At 74.0% G+C, this 18,314-nt stretch carries 18 protein-coding genes and 1 pseudogene; 9 read left to right on the forward strand and 10 right to left on the reverse strand.

Features of this window, described 5'->3' with window-relative positions:
• Nucleotides 1-15 precede the first annotated feature (15 nt).
• Together FB558_RS27155 and FB558_RS27160 are read left to right on the forward strand one after the other, a co-directional pair.
• Nucleotides 16-918: an SDR family NAD(P)-dependent oxidoreductase gene (locus FB558_RS27155; RefSeq protein ID WP_142058110.1), complete on the forward strand. Its 903-nt coding sequence runs from the start codon at nt 16-18 to the stop codon at nt 916-918.
• Between the two features lie 6 nt (nt 919-924).
• Entirely contained in the window at nt 925-3,294 is a 2,370-nt protein-coding gene (locus FB558_RS27160) for an MMPL family transporter (RefSeq protein WP_142058112.1), read from the forward strand.
• A gap of 16 nt (nt 3,295-3,310) precedes the next feature.
• On the opposite strand, the pseudogene FB558_RS45550 reads toward FB558_RS27160, so the two are convergent.
• From FB558_RS45550 to FB558_RS27190, 7 genes and pseudogenes are all read right to left on the reverse strand, one after another.
• Nucleotides 3,311-3,607, reverse strand: a pseudogene (locus FB558_RS45550) (cupin domain-containing protein); the annotation flags it as partial.
• Between the two features lie 288 nt (nt 3,608-3,895).
• Nucleotides 3,896-4,306, reverse strand: coding sequence for an SgcJ/EcaC family oxidoreductase (locus tag FB558_RS27170; protein ID WP_142058116.1), 411 nt, complete (start codon nt 4,304-4,306; stop codon nt 3,896-3,898).
• A gap of 142 nt (nt 4,307-4,448) precedes the next feature.
• On the reverse strand, nt 4,449-5,048 hold the full coding sequence (locus FB558_RS27175) for a PadR family transcriptional regulator (RefSeq protein ID WP_142058118.1): 600 nt from the start codon (nt 5,046-5,048) through the stop codon (nt 4,449-4,451).
• Nucleotides 5,049-5,104: 56 nt separating this feature from the next.
• Nucleotides 5,105-5,251: a hypothetical protein gene (locus FB558_RS43435; RefSeq protein ID WP_170231542.1), complete on the reverse strand. Its 147-nt coding sequence runs from the start codon at nt 5,249-5,251 to the stop codon at nt 5,105-5,107.
• A gap of 337 nt (nt 5,252-5,588) precedes the next feature.
• On the reverse strand, nt 5,589-6,578 hold the full coding sequence (locus FB558_RS27180) for an ABC transporter substrate-binding protein (protein ID WP_142058120.1): 990 nt from the start codon (nt 6,576-6,578) through the stop codon (nt 5,589-5,591).
• Between the two features lie 11 nt (nt 6,579-6,589).
• Nucleotides 6,590-7,612 carry an ABC transporter permease gene (locus FB558_RS27185; protein WP_142058122.1) on the reverse strand — a complete coding sequence of 341 codons (1,023 nt, stop codon included), beginning with the start codon at nt 7,610-7,612 and terminating at the stop codon, nt 6,590-6,592.
• On the reverse strand, nt 7,609-8,391 hold the full coding sequence (locus tag FB558_RS27190) for an ATP-binding cassette domain-containing protein (RefSeq protein WP_142058124.1): 783 nt from the start codon (nt 8,389-8,391) through the stop codon (nt 7,609-7,611). Before FB558_RS27190 ends, FB558_RS27185 begins: the two co-directional genes overlap by 4 nt.
• A gap of 204 nt (nt 8,392-8,595) precedes the next feature.
• Here FB558_RS27190 and FB558_RS27195 point away from each other — a divergent pair, with 204 nt between their 5' ends.
• Nucleotides 8,596-8,952 carry a putative quinol monooxygenase gene (locus FB558_RS27195; RefSeq protein ID WP_142058126.1) on the forward strand — a complete coding sequence of 119 codons (357 nt, stop codon included), beginning with the start codon at nt 8,596-8,598 and terminating at the stop codon, nt 8,950-8,952.
• Between the two features lie 75 nt (nt 8,953-9,027).
• Here the strand turns inward: FB558_RS27195 and FB558_RS27200 are convergent, their stop codons facing one another.
• The gene (locus tag FB558_RS27200) at nt 9,028-10,038 is read right to left on the reverse strand and encodes a TerC family protein (RefSeq protein WP_142058128.1); all 1,011 of its coding nucleotides are present in this window, start codon (nt 10,036-10,038) and stop codon (nt 9,028-9,030) included.
• 68 nt (nt 10,039-10,106) lie between these two features.
• Nucleotides 10,107-10,988, reverse strand: coding sequence for an SCO6745 family protein (locus FB558_RS27205; protein WP_425468082.1), 882 nt, complete (start codon nt 10,986-10,988; stop codon nt 10,107-10,109).
• 99 nt (nt 10,989-11,087) lie between these two features.
• Here FB558_RS27205 and FB558_RS27210 point away from each other — a divergent pair, with 99 nt between their 5' ends.
• Together FB558_RS27210 and FB558_RS27215 are read left to right on the forward strand one after the other, a co-directional pair.
• Entirely contained in the window at nt 11,088-11,357 is a 270-nt protein-coding gene (locus tag FB558_RS27210; RefSeq protein WP_142058130.1) for a hypothetical protein, read from the forward strand.
• Nucleotides 11,347-12,609 carry a cupin domain-containing protein gene (locus FB558_RS27215; protein WP_246106770.1) on the forward strand — a complete coding sequence of 421 codons (1,263 nt, stop codon included), beginning with the start codon at nt 11,347-11,349 and terminating at the stop codon, nt 12,607-12,609. The genes FB558_RS27210 and FB558_RS27215 overlap by 11 nt, the downstream gene beginning before the upstream one ends.
• 7 nt (nt 12,610-12,616) lie before the next feature.
• On the opposite strand, the gene FB558_RS27220 is transcribed toward FB558_RS27215, so the two are convergent.
• Nucleotides 12,617-13,747 (reverse strand): App1 family protein phosphatidate phosphatase, encoded by a 1,131-nt coding sequence (locus FB558_RS27220; RefSeq protein ID WP_142058132.1) that lies wholly within the window; start codon nt 13,745-13,747, stop codon nt 12,617-12,619.
• Nucleotides 13,748-13,811: 64 nt separating this feature from the next.
• Between FB558_RS27220 and FB558_RS27225 the strand changes: the two genes are divergently transcribed.
• The 4 genes from FB558_RS27225 to FB558_RS27240 all read left to right on the forward strand — a co-directional run bounded on the left by FB558_RS27225 (nt 13,812) and on the right by FB558_RS27240 (nt 18,239).
• Entirely contained in the window at nt 13,812-14,489 is a 678-nt protein-coding gene (locus FB558_RS27225) for an HAD hydrolase-like protein (protein ID WP_246106771.1), read from the forward strand.
• A 50-nt stretch (nt 14,490-14,539) separates the two neighbouring features.
• Nucleotides 14,540-15,418, forward strand: a complete 879-nt coding sequence (locus tag FB558_RS27230) for a LysR family transcriptional regulator (RefSeq protein ID WP_142058136.1) — start codon at nt 14,540-14,542, stop codon at nt 15,416-15,418.
• 117 nt (nt 15,419-15,535) lie between these two features.
• Complete coding sequence (locus FB558_RS27235; RefSeq protein WP_142058138.1) at nt 15,536-16,930, forward strand: M20 family metallopeptidase; 1,395 nt, start codon at nt 15,536-15,538, stop codon at nt 16,928-16,930.
• A gap of 49 nt (nt 16,931-16,979) precedes the next feature.
• Complete coding sequence (locus FB558_RS27240; protein ID WP_142058140.1) at nt 16,980-18,239, forward strand: MFS transporter; 1,260 nt, start codon at nt 16,980-16,982, stop codon at nt 18,237-18,239.
• Nucleotides 18,240-18,314 lie beyond the last annotated feature (75 nt).

Consider the following 18,314-nt stretch of genomic DNA (forward strand, 5'->3'; position numbering starts at 1 on the left):
CCACAGGAGGCTGGAATGAGGACGATCGTGACCGGGGCGACCAACGGGATCGGGGAGGCGATCGCGCGCAGGCTGGCAGCGGAAGGCCACACCGTCGTGCTCGTGGGTCGGGTCGACGCCCGGCTGGAGGCGGCGCACGACCGCATCACCGCAGCGGTCCCCGGCGCCGACCTGGTGCTGGAGCGAGCCGACTTCGCCCTGCTGGACGAGGTGCGTGCGCTTGCCGACCGGCTCGTCGCGGGACCCCCGCCGGACGCAGTGATCAGCAACGCCGCGCTCGTCGCGCCGCTGGACCGGCGCACGCCCGACGGCCTGCCGCGGGTGGTGGCCGTGAACCACCTCGCGCCCTACCTGCTGCTCCGCCGCCTGACCGAGGCCTGCCGCGGCCGCAGGGCGCGGTTCGTCGTGGTCGGTGCCGACCCGGTGGGGCTCGCCCGGATGCCCGTCGACCTCGAGGACCTGGTCTTCGACCACCCCGAGCGCCTCGGCGAGCCCGCGGCCCTGCGCCCGTTCGTCGCCTACGCGCACACGAAGAACATGAACATGATGTTCCTGTCGGCGCTCGCCCGCCGCCTCGCGGGCACCGGCATCACGGTCACCGGGGCCCATCCGGGCATCATCGGTGGCACCGGACTCGGCGACGAGGCGCCCGGGGTCGCCGAGGTCGTCGCCGAACTGGTCGTCGCGCAGCGGTACCGGCTCGACCCCGCCACCCTGCCCGGCCCGGACGCGGGCGCCGACACGCCGGCGTGGCTCGCCACGGCGCCCGAGGTCGAGGGGGTCACCGGGCGCTTCTTCGTCGAGCGCGCGGCGGTGGACACCGCGCCGCACACGACCGACCCCGCCCGCACCGATCGCCTGTGGGACGCGAGCGCCGCGCTCGTCGGCCTCCCCGCCGACATGACCGTCGAGGTCTGACCCGTCATGTTCTCCCGGCTGGGACGCTTCGCCTACGTGCGCAGGCGCATGCTCCTCATCGCGACCGCTCTGTTCGTGGTGCTCGCCGCCGCCTGGGGCAGTGGGGTCTTCGGCGTGATGACCACGGACGGGCTGGCGCCCCCGGACGCGGAGTCCACGCGCGCCACCGAACTGCTGGAGGACCACTTCGGGCACCAGCCCGGTGACCGGGACGTGGTGGCGGTCTACACCGACCCGACCGGCGAGCTGACGGTCGACGACCCGGCCTTCGGACAGGCGGTGACGGCGGCCCTCGACAGGCTCCCGGCGTCCGAGGTCCTCTCCTGGACCAGCTACTGGAGCCCGGAGCTCACGGAACAGGAGCGCGCCGAGCACGTCTCCCTGGACCGGTCCTCCACGATCGCCACGCTCACCCTGAGCGGTGCGGGCACCGTCGAGCGCCTCGAGTCCTACCGCGGGGTCGAGGGCCTGGCCCGAGCCGACGACGGCCGGCTGGAGACCTACCTCGCGGGTGGGCCCACCAGCGTGTACCACCTGCAGCAGGAAGCCCAGCGAAGCCTCGCGGCCGCGCAGCTGGTCTCGCTGCCGATCCTGCTGGTCCTGCTCCTGATCACCTTCCGCGGCCTCGTGGCTGCCGCCATCCCCGTCGCCATGGGGATCCTGGCGATCCTCGGCTCGCTCGTGCTGCTGCGCTGCCTGACCTACGTCACCGACATCTCGATCTTCGCCCTGGAGATCACCACGCTGCTCGGCCTCGGCCTCGCCATCGACTACGGGCTCTTCGTGGTCACCCGGTTCCGCGACGAACTGGACCACCGGGACGGCGACGTGGGCGCGGCGCTCGCCGCGACGATGAACACGGCCGGACGCACGGTCGCCTTCTCCGGTCTGGTCGTCATCATCGGACTCTGCGGGCTGCTGTTCTTCCCGCAGCCGATCTCCCGCTCGTTCGGCTGGGCCGGCATCACGGTGGTCGGGTTCACCATCCTCGCCGCGCTCGTGGTGATGCCTGCCACGCTGGCAGCGCTCGGCCCCCGGATCAACGCGCTCAGCCCTCGCCGGCTGCGGCGCCGGCCCGGCACCGTCACCCGGGAGGACCGGGCGTGGGCTGCGCTGGCCCGCTCGGTCACCCGGCGGCCCGTGCCGTGGCTGACCGGCGGCCTGCTGGCGCTCCTGGTCGCCGCGGTCCCGCTGCTCTCCCTCGAGCCGGGCCTGACCAACCACCGCTACCTGCCCGAGGACAACGAGGCCCAGGTGGTGCCGAGGATGCTGGACGAGGAGTTCGCCGCGGGCCATGCGGGCGAAGGGCGGTTCGACATCGCCGTCTCCGGCCCGGTGCCGCCGCAGGACCTCGCGGTCTACCTGCGGGCCGTCGACGGTGTGGACGGGGCGTTCGATCCCGTCGTCCACCGCGCCGACGACGAGCTGACGTGGGTGGCCGTCGGCTACCGGGGCGAGGTCGACGACCCCCACAACCTGGAGATGGTGCGCGAGATCCGGGCCCTCGACACCCCGGCCGGCGCCCACGAGGTCCTCGTCGGCGGTGACGGCAGCCCGCCGACCAGCCTCGACAACAACGAGGCGACGACGGCCGCACTCCCGTGGGCACTCACCTTCGTCGGCCTGGCGACCCTGCTCCTGCTGGTCGTCTGCTTCCGGTCCGTGCTCGTGCCGGTCAAGGCCGTACTCGTCGCCTTCCTCTCGCTGGGCGCCTCGCTCGGCCTCGTCGTCTGGGGGTTCCAGGAGGGCGGGTTCCAGGGCCTGCTGGAGTTCCACCCCGTCGGCACGACCGACGTGTGGGCCCTGGCGGTCATCATCACCATCGCGTTCGGCCTGGTCACCGACTACGAGATGTTCCTGGTGAGCCGCGTCCACGAGGAGTACCGGGCCACCGGCGACAACCAGCGTGCCGTCGTCGTCGGCCTGCGGAGCACCGGCTCCGTCATCACCCGGGCCGGGCTGCTCATGGTCGTCGTGCTCGCCGCGATGGGCGCCAGCGCCACATCGCTGTTCGTCATGACCATCGGAATCGGGCTGACGCTGTCGGTGGTGGTCGACGCCACCGTGGTCCGCTCGATCATCGTGCCCTCCGCGATGCAGCTGCTCGGCCGGGCGAACTGGTGGCCCTCCCGGCCGGGGCACCCTCCACGCTCCGGCGGCACGAGCGACCGCGACCCTGTTGACGCCCCGATCCTGTCGACCAGGGGACGACCCGTCACGCCTCGGGAGGAGGGCCGACGATCACGATTCCGTGCCGCGCCGCCGTGGCTGCCAGCGCCTCGACGTCCGGCTCCTGGCGACGGGGCAGCGGCGCACCTGCAGGCACCGCCTCGCCGACCTCCCGGTAGAACCCGTCGCGCCCGCCCGGCACGCTGAGATGCAGCGCCCGGCCCTCCGCCGACCGGCACCGCCACCCGTGCCCGGTGCCGCGGGGGACGAACAGCCAACTCCCCGCGGTCTGCCGCATCCGCTCGTCACCGACGACGAAATCGAACTCCCCGTCCACGACGTAGAACCCTGTGTCGGAGCGCTCGTTGACGTGCACCGGCACGGCCGAGCCCTCGGACTCGCGGAACTCGACAAGGGTGAACGCCCCGCCGGTCTCCGCCGCACCCGCCTTGATCACATCGAGCGAGTCGAACATCCACAGGGCCTCGCCCTCGCCGCGGTCGAGTCGGTACGGAGTCATGGCGGTTCCCCCATCGCGTCCGAGCGTGCTCGACCAGGGCCAGACGAGCTGGGCTCGCCGTGCCGCGGCATCGTAGGACCGCGGCCGGGGCCGGACAACATCCGCCGAGGTCCTCTGGCGCCCCAGTCGGGCCGTGCGTCAGCACTCCGTGCGGTAGAAGTACTGCGCCTCGTGCCCTCCGCGATGCAGCCGGGGCACCCTCCATCCTCCGCGGCGGGCCGCAGCCGCTAGGGGCAGCGGCGTCGCCGCCCGCAGCGGACGGACCCGGGGACCGTCACACCGGTCTGATCACGACCGAACCTGCGCGCGGGTGTTCTGGAACGCCGCGATGCGCCAGCCGCCGTCGTCGTCGCGGACCAGCAGGAACGAGACGACCGACGCGCGGTCGGCCGGCACCTCGTCCCCGCCCGGCGGCCGGGTGCCGCCCTCGAGCACGACGTGCGCCACGTCGGGACGCAGGTACCGGGCGGGGACGGGCGCGGCGGGCGACTCCATCCGGAACCCGCGCAGCGGGCCCGCGAACAGCACCCGGTGCCCGTCCTCGATGGCCGCCCGGCCACGGGCGACCGCCCCGTTGAACATCACGTAGCTGGCATCGTCGGTGAACAGGTCGGCGTAGGCGGTGGCGTCGCTGTCGTTCCAGGCGGCGGCGAGCCGGGTCAGGACGTCCTCGACGGACATGGGGACGGACGCGGGCATGACAGATCCTTCCGGTGAGTGGGTGTGGCGCGACGGACGCCGTACGCTCACCGGTGCAGTTCCCGTGGAGCGCGACGGCCGTCGCCGAAGCGGTTCCGGCCCGGGCGGGGGCGCGGCAACGCCGCCGCCCGGGCCGCTGCGGTCAGGTCATCGGCGGTCCCTCCAGGTCCCACAGCTCCTCGGTGAGCCAGGTGAGCCGCCCCGTGTCGAGGTCGGCGAGCAGCGCCACCACCCAGTCGTGCTCGGCGGTCAGGCGCGCGATCTCGTACTCGGCCTCCACGAGCAGCAGCCGCGGCAGGCCCGTCACCTCGGCGATCCCGGCGCGGGTGGCGTCGGCCCGGTGGGCGAGCGCGGAACGGCGCGCGTCGAGCGCGGCCCGGGCCTCCGCCACCGGCAGGCACCCCAGGAACGACAGGGCCGCGACGAACAGCGTGGCGTCCGGCTCGGGGTGCGCGAGCAGCCGCCGCACCCGCTCCCCCAGCTCCGCGCGCCCCGCGTCGGTGAGCGCGTACACGGTGCGCTCGGGACGCCCGCCTTCCCGGTCGGTGCCGACCACGCGGATCAGCTCGTCGCGCAGCAGCCGGTCCACGGCGTGGTACATGCTGCGCGGCAGGCCGGTCACGAAGTCCTTGTGCGTGTCGACCATGAGCCGGTGCATCTCGTAGGTGTGGCGCGGCCCGCCCAGCAGCAGCGCGAGCACCGTGAGCGCCGGCAGGTCCCGGTCCGAGCGCCGCAGAGCCATCTCTCCACCTCCTAGTGCAGGACGCAGTATTGCAAGTTGCACTAATAGAAGCAACCTCACCAGGACGCGAGCAGGTACGAGGCGAACGCACGCATCTCGCGGCGCGCTGCGCGCAGGTCGGCGGGACGCGGGACGCGGCCCTCCACCCACACCTGGCGGGTGCTCGCGGCCTCGATGCGCGCGATCTCCGGCTGGAGTGTCATGTGGCCGTGCACCACGGACGCCGCCAGCCGGCGCTCGGTCCGGACTCGCGCCCGGCCGGCGTTGAAACCGTTCAGCAAACCCTCGACGCGATCCCACAGCTCCGGGAACCCCCCTCCCGGGCCCACGTGGACCCAGGGGCCGGGACATGCCCGGTGCGCGTGGCCCCAGCAGCTGGCCGACGTGGACAGTCCGCCCAGGCGGAGCGCGGCGACCACGGGAACGATCCCGGGATCCATACCGCGCCCGAGCCGGTCTGTGAAGCTCCGCGCTTCCTCGACGGCCGTGAGCCATCGAGGATCGTCAGAGCGGATCACGACCGCCCGATCACCAGCAGCATCAGCACTCCGTGCGGTAGAAGTACTGCGCCTTCGACTCCATGTCGGCCTGCGTGATCGCCACCAGGTCGGTCTCGATCTCCCGCTCGACCGGCCTGCCCTCGATCGCCGCCACCACCTGCTGCACGCCCTGCCTGCCGATCGTCGCCGGGTCCTGCGCGATCAGCGCCGACACCTCGCCCGTGCGCAGGTCCTCCACCTGGTTGGGGCTGGCGTCGAAGCCGACCAGGCGCACCTGCTCGGTCTTGCCGGCGTTGCGCAGGCCGGTGGCCGCGCCCTCGCCCGAGTTGAGGTTGGTGGCGAAGACGGCGGCGAGATCCGGGTGGGCGGCCAGGGTCGCCGACACCTTCTGGGCCGCCACCGCGGGCTCGTTCTCGGTGTACTCCTGGCCCAGGTAGGTGATGCCGGGGTGGTTGGCGATCTCCTGCTCGAAGCCGCGCGCGCGTGCGTCGGTGGTGGACGTGCCCGCCTTGGTGTTGAGGACCAGTACCTCGCCCTGTCCGCCGACGAGCTCCGCCACCGTCCGCGCGGCGAGCACCCCGCCCTGCTCGTTGTCCGAGGAGACGGTCGAGAGGGCGATCGACTCGTCCTGCAGCCGGGTGTCGACCTCCACGACCTTGATGCCCGCGTCCTTCAGCTGCGACATCGGGTTGGCCATCGCGACGTCGTCGGTCGGCGCGATCAGCACGCCCGCCGGCCGCGTGGCCAGCACGCCGGTGACGATGGGGGTCTGCAGCGCGGCCTCGAACCGGTCGGGCGCCTGCGTGGTGAGCTGGTAGCCGAGGTTCGCCGCCTCCTCCTGCGCCCCGCACTGCATCGAGATGTAGAACGGCTCGGCCTTGACCCCCGGCATGAGCACCAGGTTCTTGTTCTCCGGTGGCGCGGCGGGGTCCCCGCCCGCGCCCTGCCCGATCGTGCCGCCCCCGCAGCCGGCGGCGAGCACCGCCAGTGCCGCGGCCGCCGCCACGCTGCCCACCCGTGTGCGCCCCATCGCGCTCCTCCTCACCGGCGGTCCCGCGACCGCCGCCGGACCTGGTCGAACCACACGGCCGCCACCAGCACCGCGCTGATCGCCACCGGCTGCCAGAACTGCTGCACGCCGATGATCACGAACCCCTTCGTGAGCACCGCCGGGATGAACACCCCGATCACCGAGCCGAACACCGAGCCGACACCCCCGAAGAGGCTGGTGCCGCCGAGCACGACGGCGGCGATCGCGTTCAGGTTGTCGGTGGAGTGCCCGCTGATCGTGGTGGTGCCGAAGTAGGCGAGCGACATGAAGCCCGCGAGCCCGGCCAGCAGCCCCACGCCGGTGTAGACGCGCACGAGGTGCCCGCGCACCGGGATGCCCGCGCGCCGCGCGGCCTCCGCGCTCGATCCCACCGCGTACGTGCGGCGCCCGAAACGCGTGGTGTGCAGCAGCCACGCGCCCGCCAGCGTGACGACGGCGGCGAGCGCCACCATGTGCGGTACCTGCGCGGTCTGGCCGAAGCCGAGCCCGTCGCGCAGCAGCTGCGGCACCGTCCGGACGTCGACGCCGTCGGTGATCAGCTGGGCGGCCCCGAGCGCGGCGCCGAACGAGGCCAGCGTGACGATGAGCGGCGGGAGCCGCGCCACGGCGACGAGCAGCCCGTTGAGCAGGCCCCACGCGCCACCGCCGACCAGCGCGCCGAGCAGCCCCAGCAGCACCACGCCCGGGCCGGCGCCGGTGGCGTCGCCGCCGGGGCTCAGCGCCTCCATCACGGTGGCCCCGATGACGCCGGAGAACACCAGCACCGACCCGACCGACAGGTCGATCCCGGCGGTGATGATGACGAAGGTCATCCCGACCGCCAGCACCAGCAGCACGGACGCCTCGATGAGCAGCGTCTGGAGCGTGAACAGCGTGGGGAACGCGTCCGGGCGCAGCGCGCTGAACAGCACGCACAGGGCCACCAGCACCAGCGCGATCCAGAACGTCGAGGCTCCGGCGATCCGCTGCACGGTCGTCCGCGGGGCGGCAGCCCGGACGTCGGTCCCGGTCACCGGTCCTCCTCCTCGGGGGTGAGCGCGCCGGTCATCGCGCCGACGAGCTGCTCGAGCGTGGCGTCGGCAGCCGCGAAGCGGGCCACCCGCGCCCCGAGGCGCAGCACCTCGATCCGGTCGGCGACGGCCAGCACCTCGGGCATGTTGTGGCTGATCAGCACGACGGCGACGCCGGTGTCGCGGACGCGGCGCACGACGTCGAGCACCCGCTCGCGCTGGACGACGCCGAGCGCGGCCGTCGGCTCGTCGAGGAACACGACGCGGCTGGCCCACACCACCGAGCGGGCCACCGCGACGCTCTGGCGCTGCCCGCCCGACAGCGACCCGATCGGCACGTCCAGGTCCTGCAGCGTGACGCCGAGCCGGGCGAACTGCTCGGCTGCCTGGCGGCGCATCCCGGCCTTGTCCAGCATGCCGAGCGCGCCGAGCAGGCCGGGCCTGCGCAGCTCGCGGCCGAGGAACAGGTTGGCGGCCGGGTCGAGGTCGGGCGCGACGGCGAGGTCCTGGTAGGCGGTCTCGATGCCGTGGGCGCGGGCGGCGGTCGGCGAGTCCAGCACGACGGGCCTGCCCTCGATGCGGATCTCCCCCGAGTCCGGGACCTCCACCCCGCTGAGGCACTTGACGAGCGTGGACTTGCCGGCCCCGTTGTCCCCGATCAGCGCGACGACCTCGCCCGCCGCCAGGTCGAACGACGCCCCGCGCAGCGCCTCGACGGAGCCGTAGCTCTTGCGCAGCTCCCGGGCCTGCAGCAGCGGCTGCCCGGCACTCGATCCGTCCACGCCCCTCCTCGCGCGTTGGCGGCCGGCGCCCAGCTTGGCCCTCCGAGCGGGATCTGTCGATCACCGGTCGGCGGACGGCCACGAATCCGCGCCCATGATCGCCGTTTCAGTGCGCTCACTGCACCGCCGACCACGCTCAGCACACTCAACCGACGATCATGACGCCTTGGGGCGGGTTGATGAGGGTTGTGCGAGGGTTTCCCGATGAGCATCGACGGAGCGGGCCGCGAGCAGCCGGGCACCGACGAGGAGCGCGTCGGCCGCTACGTCCGGATGGCCGCCCACCCCGGTGAGGGCGCCGCGCTGGCGGACGCCCTCCTGCACGTCGCCGCCAACATGCGCGAGGCGCCCGGGTGCGAGATGTACCTCGTGAACCTGTCCGCCGACGAACCCGACGTCGTGTGGGTCACCGAGCTGTGGTCCGACGAGCAGTCGTCGGACCGCGCGCTCGGCGGCGAGCTGGGTCAGGTCGGCCTCGAGGACGTCGTCGCCCACCTCGCGGCGCCGCCGGAGCTGATCGCGGTGCGCCCGCTCGGCGGGGTGGGCCTGCCGACCGCGTGATCGCCAGGCTCCCACCCGACGAACGGCACTCTCGTCGGGACCTAGCCGACGAGAGTGCCGTTCGTCATGCGAATCTCAGTCGCGCTCCTGCTCCGCGGGCCTGGGCTTGTGGGCCTTCAGCGAGCCCGCGTGCGCGGTGGCCGTGGGGTCGTTGCGGGTCTTCACGAGGCTCGCGACCGTGACGATCACCAGGATGCCGATGATCACCCCGAGGCTGACCGTGGTGGAGATCTCCGGGACCGCCGGGGAGATGTCCACGTGCGCCCAGTGCAGGATCAGCTTGACCCCGATGAACGCGAGGATGATCGCCAGGCCCGTCGAGAGGTAGACGAGCCGGTCCAGCAGGCCCTTCACCAGGAAGTACAGCGCCCGCAGGCCGAGCAGCGCGAACGCGTTGGCCACGAAGACGATGTAGGGCTCCGCGGTGACGCCGAAGACCGCGGGGATCGAGTCGAGGGCGAACAGCAGGTCGATGCTGCCGATCGCGATCAGCACGATGAGCAGCGGCGTGACCATCCGGCGCCCGTCGACCCGGGTGACGAGCTTCCCGCCGACGTACTCGTCGGTGATCGGCAGCACCCGGCGCGCGGTGCGCACGACCGGGTTGTCCTCGACGTCGGGGTCCTCGTCGCGGTGCCGGAACAGCTGCACGGCGGTGTAGATCAGCAGCAGGCCGAACAGCAGGAACATGAACGAGAACAGCGACAGCAGCGTGGCGCCGAGCACGATGAAGATCGCGCGCATGATCAGCGCCAGGATGATGCCGAAGGTCAGCACCTTGTGCTGGTGCTCCTCGGGCACCGCGAACGTCGTCATGATGATCACGAAGACGAACAGGTTGTCGACCGAGAGGCTCTTCTCGACGATGTAGCCGGCGAAGTACTGGGTGCCGAAGTCACCGCCGTAGGCCATGGCGAACCAGACGCCGAACGCGACCGCCACCAGGATGTAGAACACCGACCACGCCGTGGCTTCCTTGAAGCCGACCCGGTGCGGGCGCGCCGCCGCGAGGATCAGGTCGAGCGCGAGGAGCGCCACGATGATCCCGATCGTCACCAGCCAGGTGAGCGTGCTGATCTCGAGCACTCGTTCCTCCGCATCGACCGACCCGCGCCACGACCGGCTCCATTACCCGCCCTTTACCGCGAACGAGCTTAGCGGCGCGCGGGTTCCGGACTCCCGCCCCTGCCCGCGAACACGTTGTCCGGGAAGCAGCCCGCCGCCAAGAGGGCGCGCACCAGCCCGGAGCCGATCTCACCCAGCCGGGCGGCGCCCTCGGCCCCGAGGGCCGACCACGGCTCGGCACCGAGCCGGTCGGTGTCCGCCTCGATCCGCTCGCGCAGCGCCACGCCGTCCGGGGTGAGCGCGCCGCGGTCGTCCAGCAGCCCGCGCCCGGCGAGCTCCCGCTCGGCGTCGGCCCACTCCAGCGCCGACCAGCCCCGGCTCGCCTGGGCGAACTCGCGCACGAACCCGCGGCCGGTGGCGGTGTAGCTCACCAGCGCCTGCACCCCGGAGAGCTCCGCGGCCAGCAGCAGCGCGATGTGCCCGTCGCCGCGGTGCTCGCGCAGGACCGTGAGGGCGTGCCAGAGCACGAGGTGCGGCGCGTCGGGCCAGTCCAGACCCAGGTGCGCGGCGGCGAGCGCGCGGCCCGCACCGGAGCAGGCCTCGGCCGCCCGGCGGGCGAGCCCCGCGGCCTCGGCGACCTCCGGCGAGGTCACGACGTCGTCGCCCAGCATCCGCCGCAGCGCGGCGTCGACGGCCGCGAACCGGGCCTCCAGCACGGCGGACGGCGCGGCGAGCGACCAGGCCTGCGGGACGTGGCGGGCCACAAGGGCGGGGTTGAAGTTGTAGAACGTCGCCGCCACGGCGGGCGCGCCGACGGCCCCCATCGCGGCCGACCGGCCGGCGAAGTAGCACATCCGCCCCGGACGCAGGCCCGCCGCGGTGAGGTGCTGCTCGGTCTCGGGGGCGAAGTAGGTCATCGCGTGCAGCGGCTCGAGCCGGCGCGCGAGCCGGCCACTCTCATGCGGGTCCACCCGCCGGACGCTACCGGGGGAACGACGATCCGGCCGCGCTTGACCGCCCGCGACGCGGGTAGCCCGGGAGGCGATCGACCACCGAACGAGGAGGAGACCATGGCGCTCGACGACGACGACATGACGACGACATCGGGTGGCGGGACCGACGGACCGGCCGACTCCGGCGCGGAGGGCGGCACCCCGGGTGTCGAGGACGGCGGGGCCGACGGCGGGGCCGAGGGACCGGCCGACTCCGGCGCGGGCGGTGGCACCCCCGGCACCGAGGACGGCGGGGCCGACGGCGGCGCCGAAGGACCGGCCGACGCCGGCGCGGGCGGTGGCACCCCCGGCACCGAGGACGGCGGAGCCGACAGCGGTGCCCGCTGAGGCCGGTGTCGCGGAGGTGGCCGGGCGGGCCGCCCGCCCGGCCACCGCGCTCGCCCGGGTCACCGGGCCCGCCGCGCAGGAGTTCAGCTCGACGCACTGGGGCCGGGCTCCGCTGCTGGTCCGGGGCTGCGACGCCGACGGCTTCCGCGACCTGCTCGACCTCGACGGCGTCGACGAGCTGCTCTCGCGGCGCGGGCTGCGCACCCCGTTCCTGCGGCTCGCCCGCAACGGGGCGGTGGTGGACTCCCGCTCGTTCACCGGCACGGGCGGGGTCGGCGCGGAGATCGCCGACCAGGTGCGCGACGACGCCGTGGCCGCGCTGTTCGCCGACGGCACCACGGTCGTGCTGCAGGCACTGCACCGCACCTGGCCCGCCGTCGCCGACCTCGCCACCGCGCTGGGCGCGGAGCTCGGGCACCCGGTGCAGGCCAACGCGTACGTGACGCCCGCGTCGTCGCGGGGGTTCTCGGCCCACTACGACGTGCACGACGTGTTCGTGCTGCAGCTCGCCGGCCGCAAGCACTGGACGGTGCACACCCCCGTCCACCCCGACCCGCTGCGCGACCAGCCGTGGAACGACCACGCCGAGGAGGTCGCCGCCCGCGCGCGCGAGGACGACCCGGCCCTGGACACGGTGCTCGAGCCCGGCGACGCGCTCTACCTCCCCCGCGGCTGGCTGCACGCGGCCACGGCGCTGGGCGGGGTGTCGGCGCACCTGACCGTTGGGGTGCACGTCGTCACCCGGTTCGCGCTGGTCGAGGCGCTCACCGCGCTCGTCGCGCGGGACCCGCGACTGCGGGCGTCGCTGCCGCTGGGCGTCGACGTGGCCGACCCCGCCCAGCTCGCCCCGCACCTGGACGCCGTGCGCGAGGCCCTCGTCGACGCGCTCGGCGGCGTCGACGCCGAGGACGTCGCCCGGCGGGTGCGCGGCAGGGTCTGGCGGGGCGCGCGACCCGAACCGGTCGGGCCGCTGACCGCGGCCGCGTTCACCGACGGGCTGGCCGCCGGCGACGCCGTCCGGCTCCGCGCCGGGCTGCGCCACCGCCTCGTGCCCCGCGGGGACCGGGTGCTGCTGGAGCTCCCCGACCGGCAGCTGGAGCTCCCCGACGCGTGCGCGGGGCCGCTGCGCGCGCTGCTCGCCGGCGAGCCGTGCCGGGTGGGGGACCTGCCCGGCATGGACGGGCCCGACCAGCTGGTGCTGGTGCGCCGCCTGCTGCGGGAAGGCGTGCTCGTGCCGGCGTCCCGGGCGTGATCCGGGGTCAGTCCGCCCGCACCTCGGCCAGCGCCGAGGCGTCGAGGAGCCCGAGGTCCGCGGCGTGCGCGGCGATCTGCAGGCTGTCGTCGACGGCGAGCATCGGGACGCCCGCGGCCGTGATCTCGGCGGCCAGCGCGTCCACCGCCGCGATCCGGCCGGGCAGGGCGTGGCGCGTGCGGCGGATGTAGACCGCCCGGATCCGGTCGGGGTGGGCGCGGGCCAGCGTCGCGTAGATCTCCGGGTCGTGCTGCCCGCTGTCGCCGACCAGCACGAGCCCCAGCTGCGGGTGCTCCTGGAGCATCCGCTCGACAAGCCCGACCTTGTGCTCCTGCGCGCCGATGCGGAACAGGCCGCTGCGCGACGGTCCCCAGTCGGTCAGCAGCAGCGGCCCGAGCGGGAAGCGCCGGATCGCAATGAACTCCAGCAGCATCTCGTGCAGGTTCCACGGGCTCGTCGAGACGTAGAAGATCGGGCGCGTCACGCCGTCCACGGGCGCGGTGAACGCCCGGTAGAGCGCCGCCGCCCCCGTCAGCGGCGTGCGGTCCCGCACCGGCGTGAGCAGCGTGGCCCGCAGGAACTCGATGCCCCGGGTCAGCCCGGTCTCCAGGATCGTGTCGTCCACGTCGCTGACCACGCCGACCCGCGTCTCCGGGTCCACGACCAGCACCTGCGCGGACGCCTCGGCCTCGTCGTCCAGTCGCAGCGCGAACTCGTGCCAGCCGGGCGCCAGCGCGTCGCCGGACACGTCGAGGACGGCGTCGACGTACCCGTCCCGGTCGGCGCGCACCTGCGCGTCCACACCGGGGCCGCTGACCCGCACGACCGCGCCCGGCACCTCCACGGTGAGGAAGCGCGCGATGGTCGCGCGCAGCACGGCTCGCCGTGACCGCAGGGTCGGCTCCGGCGCCTCCGGCACCCCGACGGCGGGCGCCGCCGCCTCCGGCCGCCCGAGCACGACGCGCCCGCCGACCCGCACGCGCCGCGTGCTGCCGTGCCCGATGAACGGCACGATCATCGGCAGGTGCCGGCCTCGGACCCGCAGCACGAGCAGCACCCCCGCCTGCAGGAGGCTCTCGACGACCATCGCCACCCGGACGACCAGCGTGCGCACGACCGCGCGGACAGACTCCAGCACGTGGAAGGCCTACCGCACCGCCGTGGTCGGAGCCACCGCGGGGCCCCACCGTAGGATGCGCTCAGTGCGCACCGTCCTGCTGGACGTCGACGGCACCCTCGTCGACTCCGCCCCCACGATCGTCGAACACCTCGCGGCCGCCATCGCCGAGGTGGGATTCCCGGTCCCCGACGCCGCGCGCCTGCGCCGCCTCGTCGGCCCGCCGTTCGAGACGGCCCTACCCGAGCTCGGCCTGACCGAGGAGCAGACGGCGGCGGCGATCGTCGCCTACCGCAGCTCCTACGACGCGGTCGCGGCCACCGTCACCCCGGTCTACCCCGGCGTGCCCGCCCTGCTGGAGCGGCTGCGCGAGGACGGCCTGCGGCTGGCCACGGCCACCTCGAAGCCCGAGGAGCTGGCCCGCAAGATCGTCGCCGGGGTCGGGCTCGCCGGGCACCTCGACCTCGTCGGCGGGGCCGACCACGTGGCGGGGCGGGTGGGCAAGGCCGCCGTCGTCCGGTCGGTGCTGGACCGGCTGCACCTCGACCCCGCCCGCGACCCGGTGGTGCTGGTCGGCGACCGGCACCACGACGTCGAGGGCGGTGCCGCCCACGGCGTCCCCACGATCGGGGTCGCCTGGGGCTACGCCGAGCCCGGCGAACTGGCCGGCGCCCGGCTCGTCGTGTCCGACCTCGACGAGCTGGCCGCGGCACTGCGCGGCGACCACGTCTGGTCGACGGCCCGGCCCCGGGACGCCGCCTGACCCGCGAGGACGACCAGGGGCGGGCCGCGAGCCCGTTCCTCGACGCGGGGCTGCGCTACTTCCTCGCCGTCGCGCAGGCCGGCTCCATCGCCGAGGCCTCCTCGGAACTGCACGTGGCGGCTTCGGCGATCAGCCGCCAGATCGCCCGCCTCGAGCACGAGATCGGCGTGCCGCTGTTCGAGCGCCATCCCCGGGGCATGGTGCTGTCCGACGCGGGGGTGCGGCTGGCCGCGTTCGTCCGCCGCAACGTCGCCGACCTCGAGCAGGTCGTCGGCGAGATCCGCCGCTCCGGCGGCGGGCACCGCACCCGGATCCGGGTGGCCAGCGCGGAGGGCTTCGCGTGGGACCTGCTGCCGGAGGCGATCGCCTCGTTCCACCGCGCCCACGCGGGAGTCGCCTTCGGCCTGCACGTCACGTCGTCGGCCGCCGCCACCGAGGCGGTGCGCGACGCCACCGCCGACCTCGCCGTCACCTTCAGCCTCACTCCCGCCCGGGACGTGCGGGTCGAGTACTCCCAGCGCGAGTACATGCACGCCATCGTGAACGCCACGCACCCCGTCGCCTCGCGGCCGGCTGTGTCGCTCGCCGAGCTGCGCCCGTACGCGCTCGCGATCGTCGACGACTCGACGACCGTGCGGCAGCTGTTCGACATCTGCTGCAGCGCGGGCGGGCTCACCTTCGACCCGGTGCTGGAGACCGACTACTCCGGGGCGCTCTACACGTTCGCCAAGCTCGCCGACGCCGTCACCCTGGCCGGGCGGCTGCCCGCGCGGCGACGACTCGCGGCCGAAGGCCTCGTCGCGGTGCCCGTCAGCGACCGCGAGATGCACCGGCGCTACCTGCAGATCCAGTCGACGGCCGGGCGCACCCTCCCGCCCGTCGTGCAGGAGTTCGTGGCCCACCTGGTCGAGCGCGTCCGGTCACCCTGACCCGTCGCCGTGCCGGCACGGCAACGGTCGTTGCCGAATCGGTGATGGTCGCGCCCCGACCTGCGCCCATACGCTTCCGCGCAATCGTCACCGAGCAGCGAAGGAGCAGCGTCGAGGATGTCGCGTACCGACGCCATCGCGCGGGCCGCCGGGTACGTCGACTCGGGCGCGTTCCGCACCGAGCTGAGCCGGCGGGTCGCACTGCGCACCGAGAGCCAGGACCCGGCCGCGCTCCCGGAGCTGCACCGCTACCTGACCGCCGAGATCGGCCCGTCGCTGGACCGCATCGGCGCGCGCTGGCGCGTCGTCGAGAACCCGCTCCCCGGCGGCGGTCCGTTCCTCGTCGGGCACCGGGACGAGGACCCGGCGCGGCCCACCGTGCTCGTCTACGGGCACGGTGACGTCGTGCTGGGCCAGCCCGAGCGGTGGCGCGACGGGCTGTCGCCCTGGACCGTCACCGTCGAGGGCGAGCGCTGGTACGGGCGCGGCACGGCCGACAACAAGGGCCAGCACACCCTCAACCTCGCGGCGCTGGAGCAGGTGCTCGCGGCGAGGGGCGGGCGGCTGGGCTTCAACCTCAAGGTCCTCGTCGAGACGGGCGAGGAGGCCGGCTCGGCCGGGCTGCGCGAGATGGCCGCCGCCCACGCCGACGAGCTCGCGGCCGACGTGCTGATCGCCTCCGACGGCCCGCGGCTGGCGGCCGAGCGGCCGACGGTGTTCCTGGGCTCGCGCGGCGCGGTCGGGTTCACGCTGCGCCTCGATCTGCGCCACGGCACCTACCACTCGGGCAACTGGGGCGGGCTGCTGCGCAACCCCGGCACCGTCCTCGCGAACGCGATCGCGTCGCTCGTGGACGGGCGGGGGCTGATCCGCGTGCCCGAGCTGCGGGCCCCCGATATGCCCGAGCCGGTGCGGCGCGCGCTGGCCGACATCACCCCCGGCGGCGGCCCGGACGACCCCGCGATCGACGACGGCTGGGGCGAGCCGGGGCTGAGCCCGGCCGAACGCCTCCTGGGCGCCAACGCGCTCGAGGTGCTCGCGTTCACCACCGGCACCCCGGACGCGCCCGTCAACGCCATCCCGGCCACCGCGCGGGCGCACTGCCAGCTGAGGTTCGTCGTCGGCACACCCGCCCACGACCTGGCGCGGATCGTGCGCGAGCACCTCGACGCCCACGGCTTCGACATGGTCGAGGTCGAGGTCGACTTCGCCATGGCGGCCACGCGCGTCGACCCGGACCACCCGTGGGTGCGCTGGTCGGTGGCGTCGATCGCGCGCACCACCGGCGCACCGCCCGCCGTGCTGCCCAACCTCGGCGGCTCACTGCCCAACGACGTCTTCACCGACGTCATCGGGGTGCCCACGGTCTGGGTGCCGCACTCCTACCCGGCGTGCGCGCAGCACGGGCCCGACGAGCACCTGCTCGCCCCGATCGCGCGCGAGGGCGCGCAGATCATGGCCGGGCTGTTCTGGGACCTCGGCGAGTCCGGGCCCGACGGCCCGCCCGCCTGACGACAGCGGAAGGGACGCCCGGATGTCGGATGCTCCAGAGTCGGTGCAGATGACGAAGCAGCCGAGCGCTGCGCGGATCATCACGGCGGCATGCGTGGGCAACGCCCTCGAGTGGTACGACATCGCCGTCTACAGCTACTTCGCCGTGTACGTCGCGAAGGTGTTCTTCCCCTCGGGCGACCCGACCAGCGCGCTGCTGCTCGCGCTCGGGACGTTCGCCGTGTCGTTCCTGATCCGGCCGCTCGGCGCGGTCGTCCTCGGCTCCTACGCCGACCGGGCGGGCCGCAAGCCCGCGCTCGCCCTGTCGATCCTGCTGATGGTGCTCGGCACGCTGCTCATCGTCGTGATGCCCTCCTACGAGACGGTCGGGCTGATCGCGCCGCTCGGGATCCTCGTCGCGCGGCTCATCCAGGGGTTCTCCGCGGGCGGCGAGTTCGGCAGCGCCACCGCCCTGATGGTCGAGCACCTGCCCGGCAGGCGCGGCTACGCGGCCAGCTGGCAGTTCGCCAGCCAGGCCGCGGCCACGCTGCTGGCCGCGACGCTCGGCACCGTGCTGACCTCCGCGCTGACCGAGGAGCAGCTGCTGTCGTGGGGCTTCCGGATCCCGTTCGCGATCGGCCTCCTGGTCGGGCCGGTGGGCTGGTACATCCGGCGGCACGTGCCGGAGGCACCCGAGTTCGCCCGCTCCCGCGCGACCGACCCGGGCCACTCCCCCGGTCGCGTCGTCCTGCGCGAGCAGAAGGGGCGCGTGCTGCTCACGATCGGCGTGCTCGCCGCGACGACCTGCCTCAACTACCTCATCAGCTACATGCCGACGTTCGCGATCAACAACCTCGGGCTGCCCGCCTCGACCGGGTTCGCGGGCGTGCTGATCGGCGGGGTCGTGCTGCTGATCGCCACGCCGCTGGCAGGGCACCTCTCCGACCGGTTCGGGCAGATCACGCTCATGGTGCCGGCCGCGGTGCTGATCCTGGTGCTGATCTACCCGCTGTTCGTGCTGCTCGTCGCGTTCCCGGGGCTGGGCGTGCTGCTCGGCATGCTGGTCCTGCTCTGCCTGTTCAAGTCCTTCTACTACGGCCCGATGGGCGCGCTCATGGCCAACCTGTTCCCGGCCGAGACCCGGGCCACCGGCATGGCGGTCGGCTACAACATCGGCGTGGCCGTGTTCGGCGGGTTCACCCCGTTCATCGCCACCTGGCTGATCGCGACCACCGGCAGCGACCTCGCCCCCAGCTTCTGGGTGATGACCACGGCGGTCCTGAGCCTGGTCGCCCTGGTGACGATCCGCCGCCGCACGGCCCTGCGCTGACCCGCCCCGGGCGGAGTGACCGACCCGCCCGGCATTGATATCACCATTGAACATAGGGTCGGCACGCCTCATTCG

It is taken from the genome of Pseudonocardia kunmingensis, from assembly GCF_006716445.1.
Lineage (GTDB): Bacteria > Actinomycetota > Actinomycetes > Mycobacteriales > Pseudonocardiaceae > Pseudonocardia > Pseudonocardia kunmingensis.

What these genes read in the sequence shown, in the direction of transcription:
- FB558_RS27155 (WP_142058110.1), top strand. Translation starts at nt 16, where the DNA reads ATGAGGACGATCGTGACCGGGGCGACCAACGGGATCGGGGAGGCGATC.
- FB558_RS27160 (WP_142058112.1), top strand. Translation starts at nt 925, where the DNA reads ATGTTCTCCCGGCTGGGACGCTTCGCCTACGTGCGCAGGCGCATGCTC.
- FB558_RS27170 (WP_142058116.1), bottom strand. Translation starts at nt 4,306, where the DNA reads ATGCCCGCGTCCGTCCCCATGTCCGTCGAGGACGTCCTGACCCGGCTC.
- FB558_RS27175 (WP_142058118.1), bottom strand. Translation starts at nt 5,048, where the DNA reads ATGGCTCTGCGGCGCTCGGACCGGGACCTGCCGGCGCTCACGGTGCTC.
- FB558_RS43435 (WP_170231542.1), bottom strand. Translation starts at nt 5,251, where the DNA reads ATGACACTCCAGCCGGAGATCGCGCGCATCGAGGCCGCGAGCACCCGC.
- FB558_RS27180 (WP_142058120.1), bottom strand. Translation starts at nt 6,578, where the DNA reads ATGGGGCGCACACGGGTGGGCAGCGTGGCGGCGGCCGCGGCACTGGCG.
- FB558_RS27195 (WP_142058126.1), top strand. Translation starts at nt 8,596, where the DNA reads ATGAGCATCGACGGAGCGGGCCGCGAGCAGCCGGGCACCGACGAGGAG.
- FB558_RS27210 (WP_142058130.1), top strand. Translation starts at nt 11,088, where the DNA reads ATGGCGCTCGACGACGACGACATGACGACGACATCGGGTGGCGGGACC.
- FB558_RS27235 (WP_142058138.1), top strand. Translation starts at nt 15,536, where the DNA reads ATGTCGCGTACCGACGCCATCGCGCGGGCCGCCGGGTACGTCGACTCG.
- FB558_RS27240 (WP_142058140.1), top strand. Translation starts at nt 16,980, where the DNA reads ATGACGAAGCAGCCGAGCGCTGCGCGGATCATCACGGCGGCATGCGTG.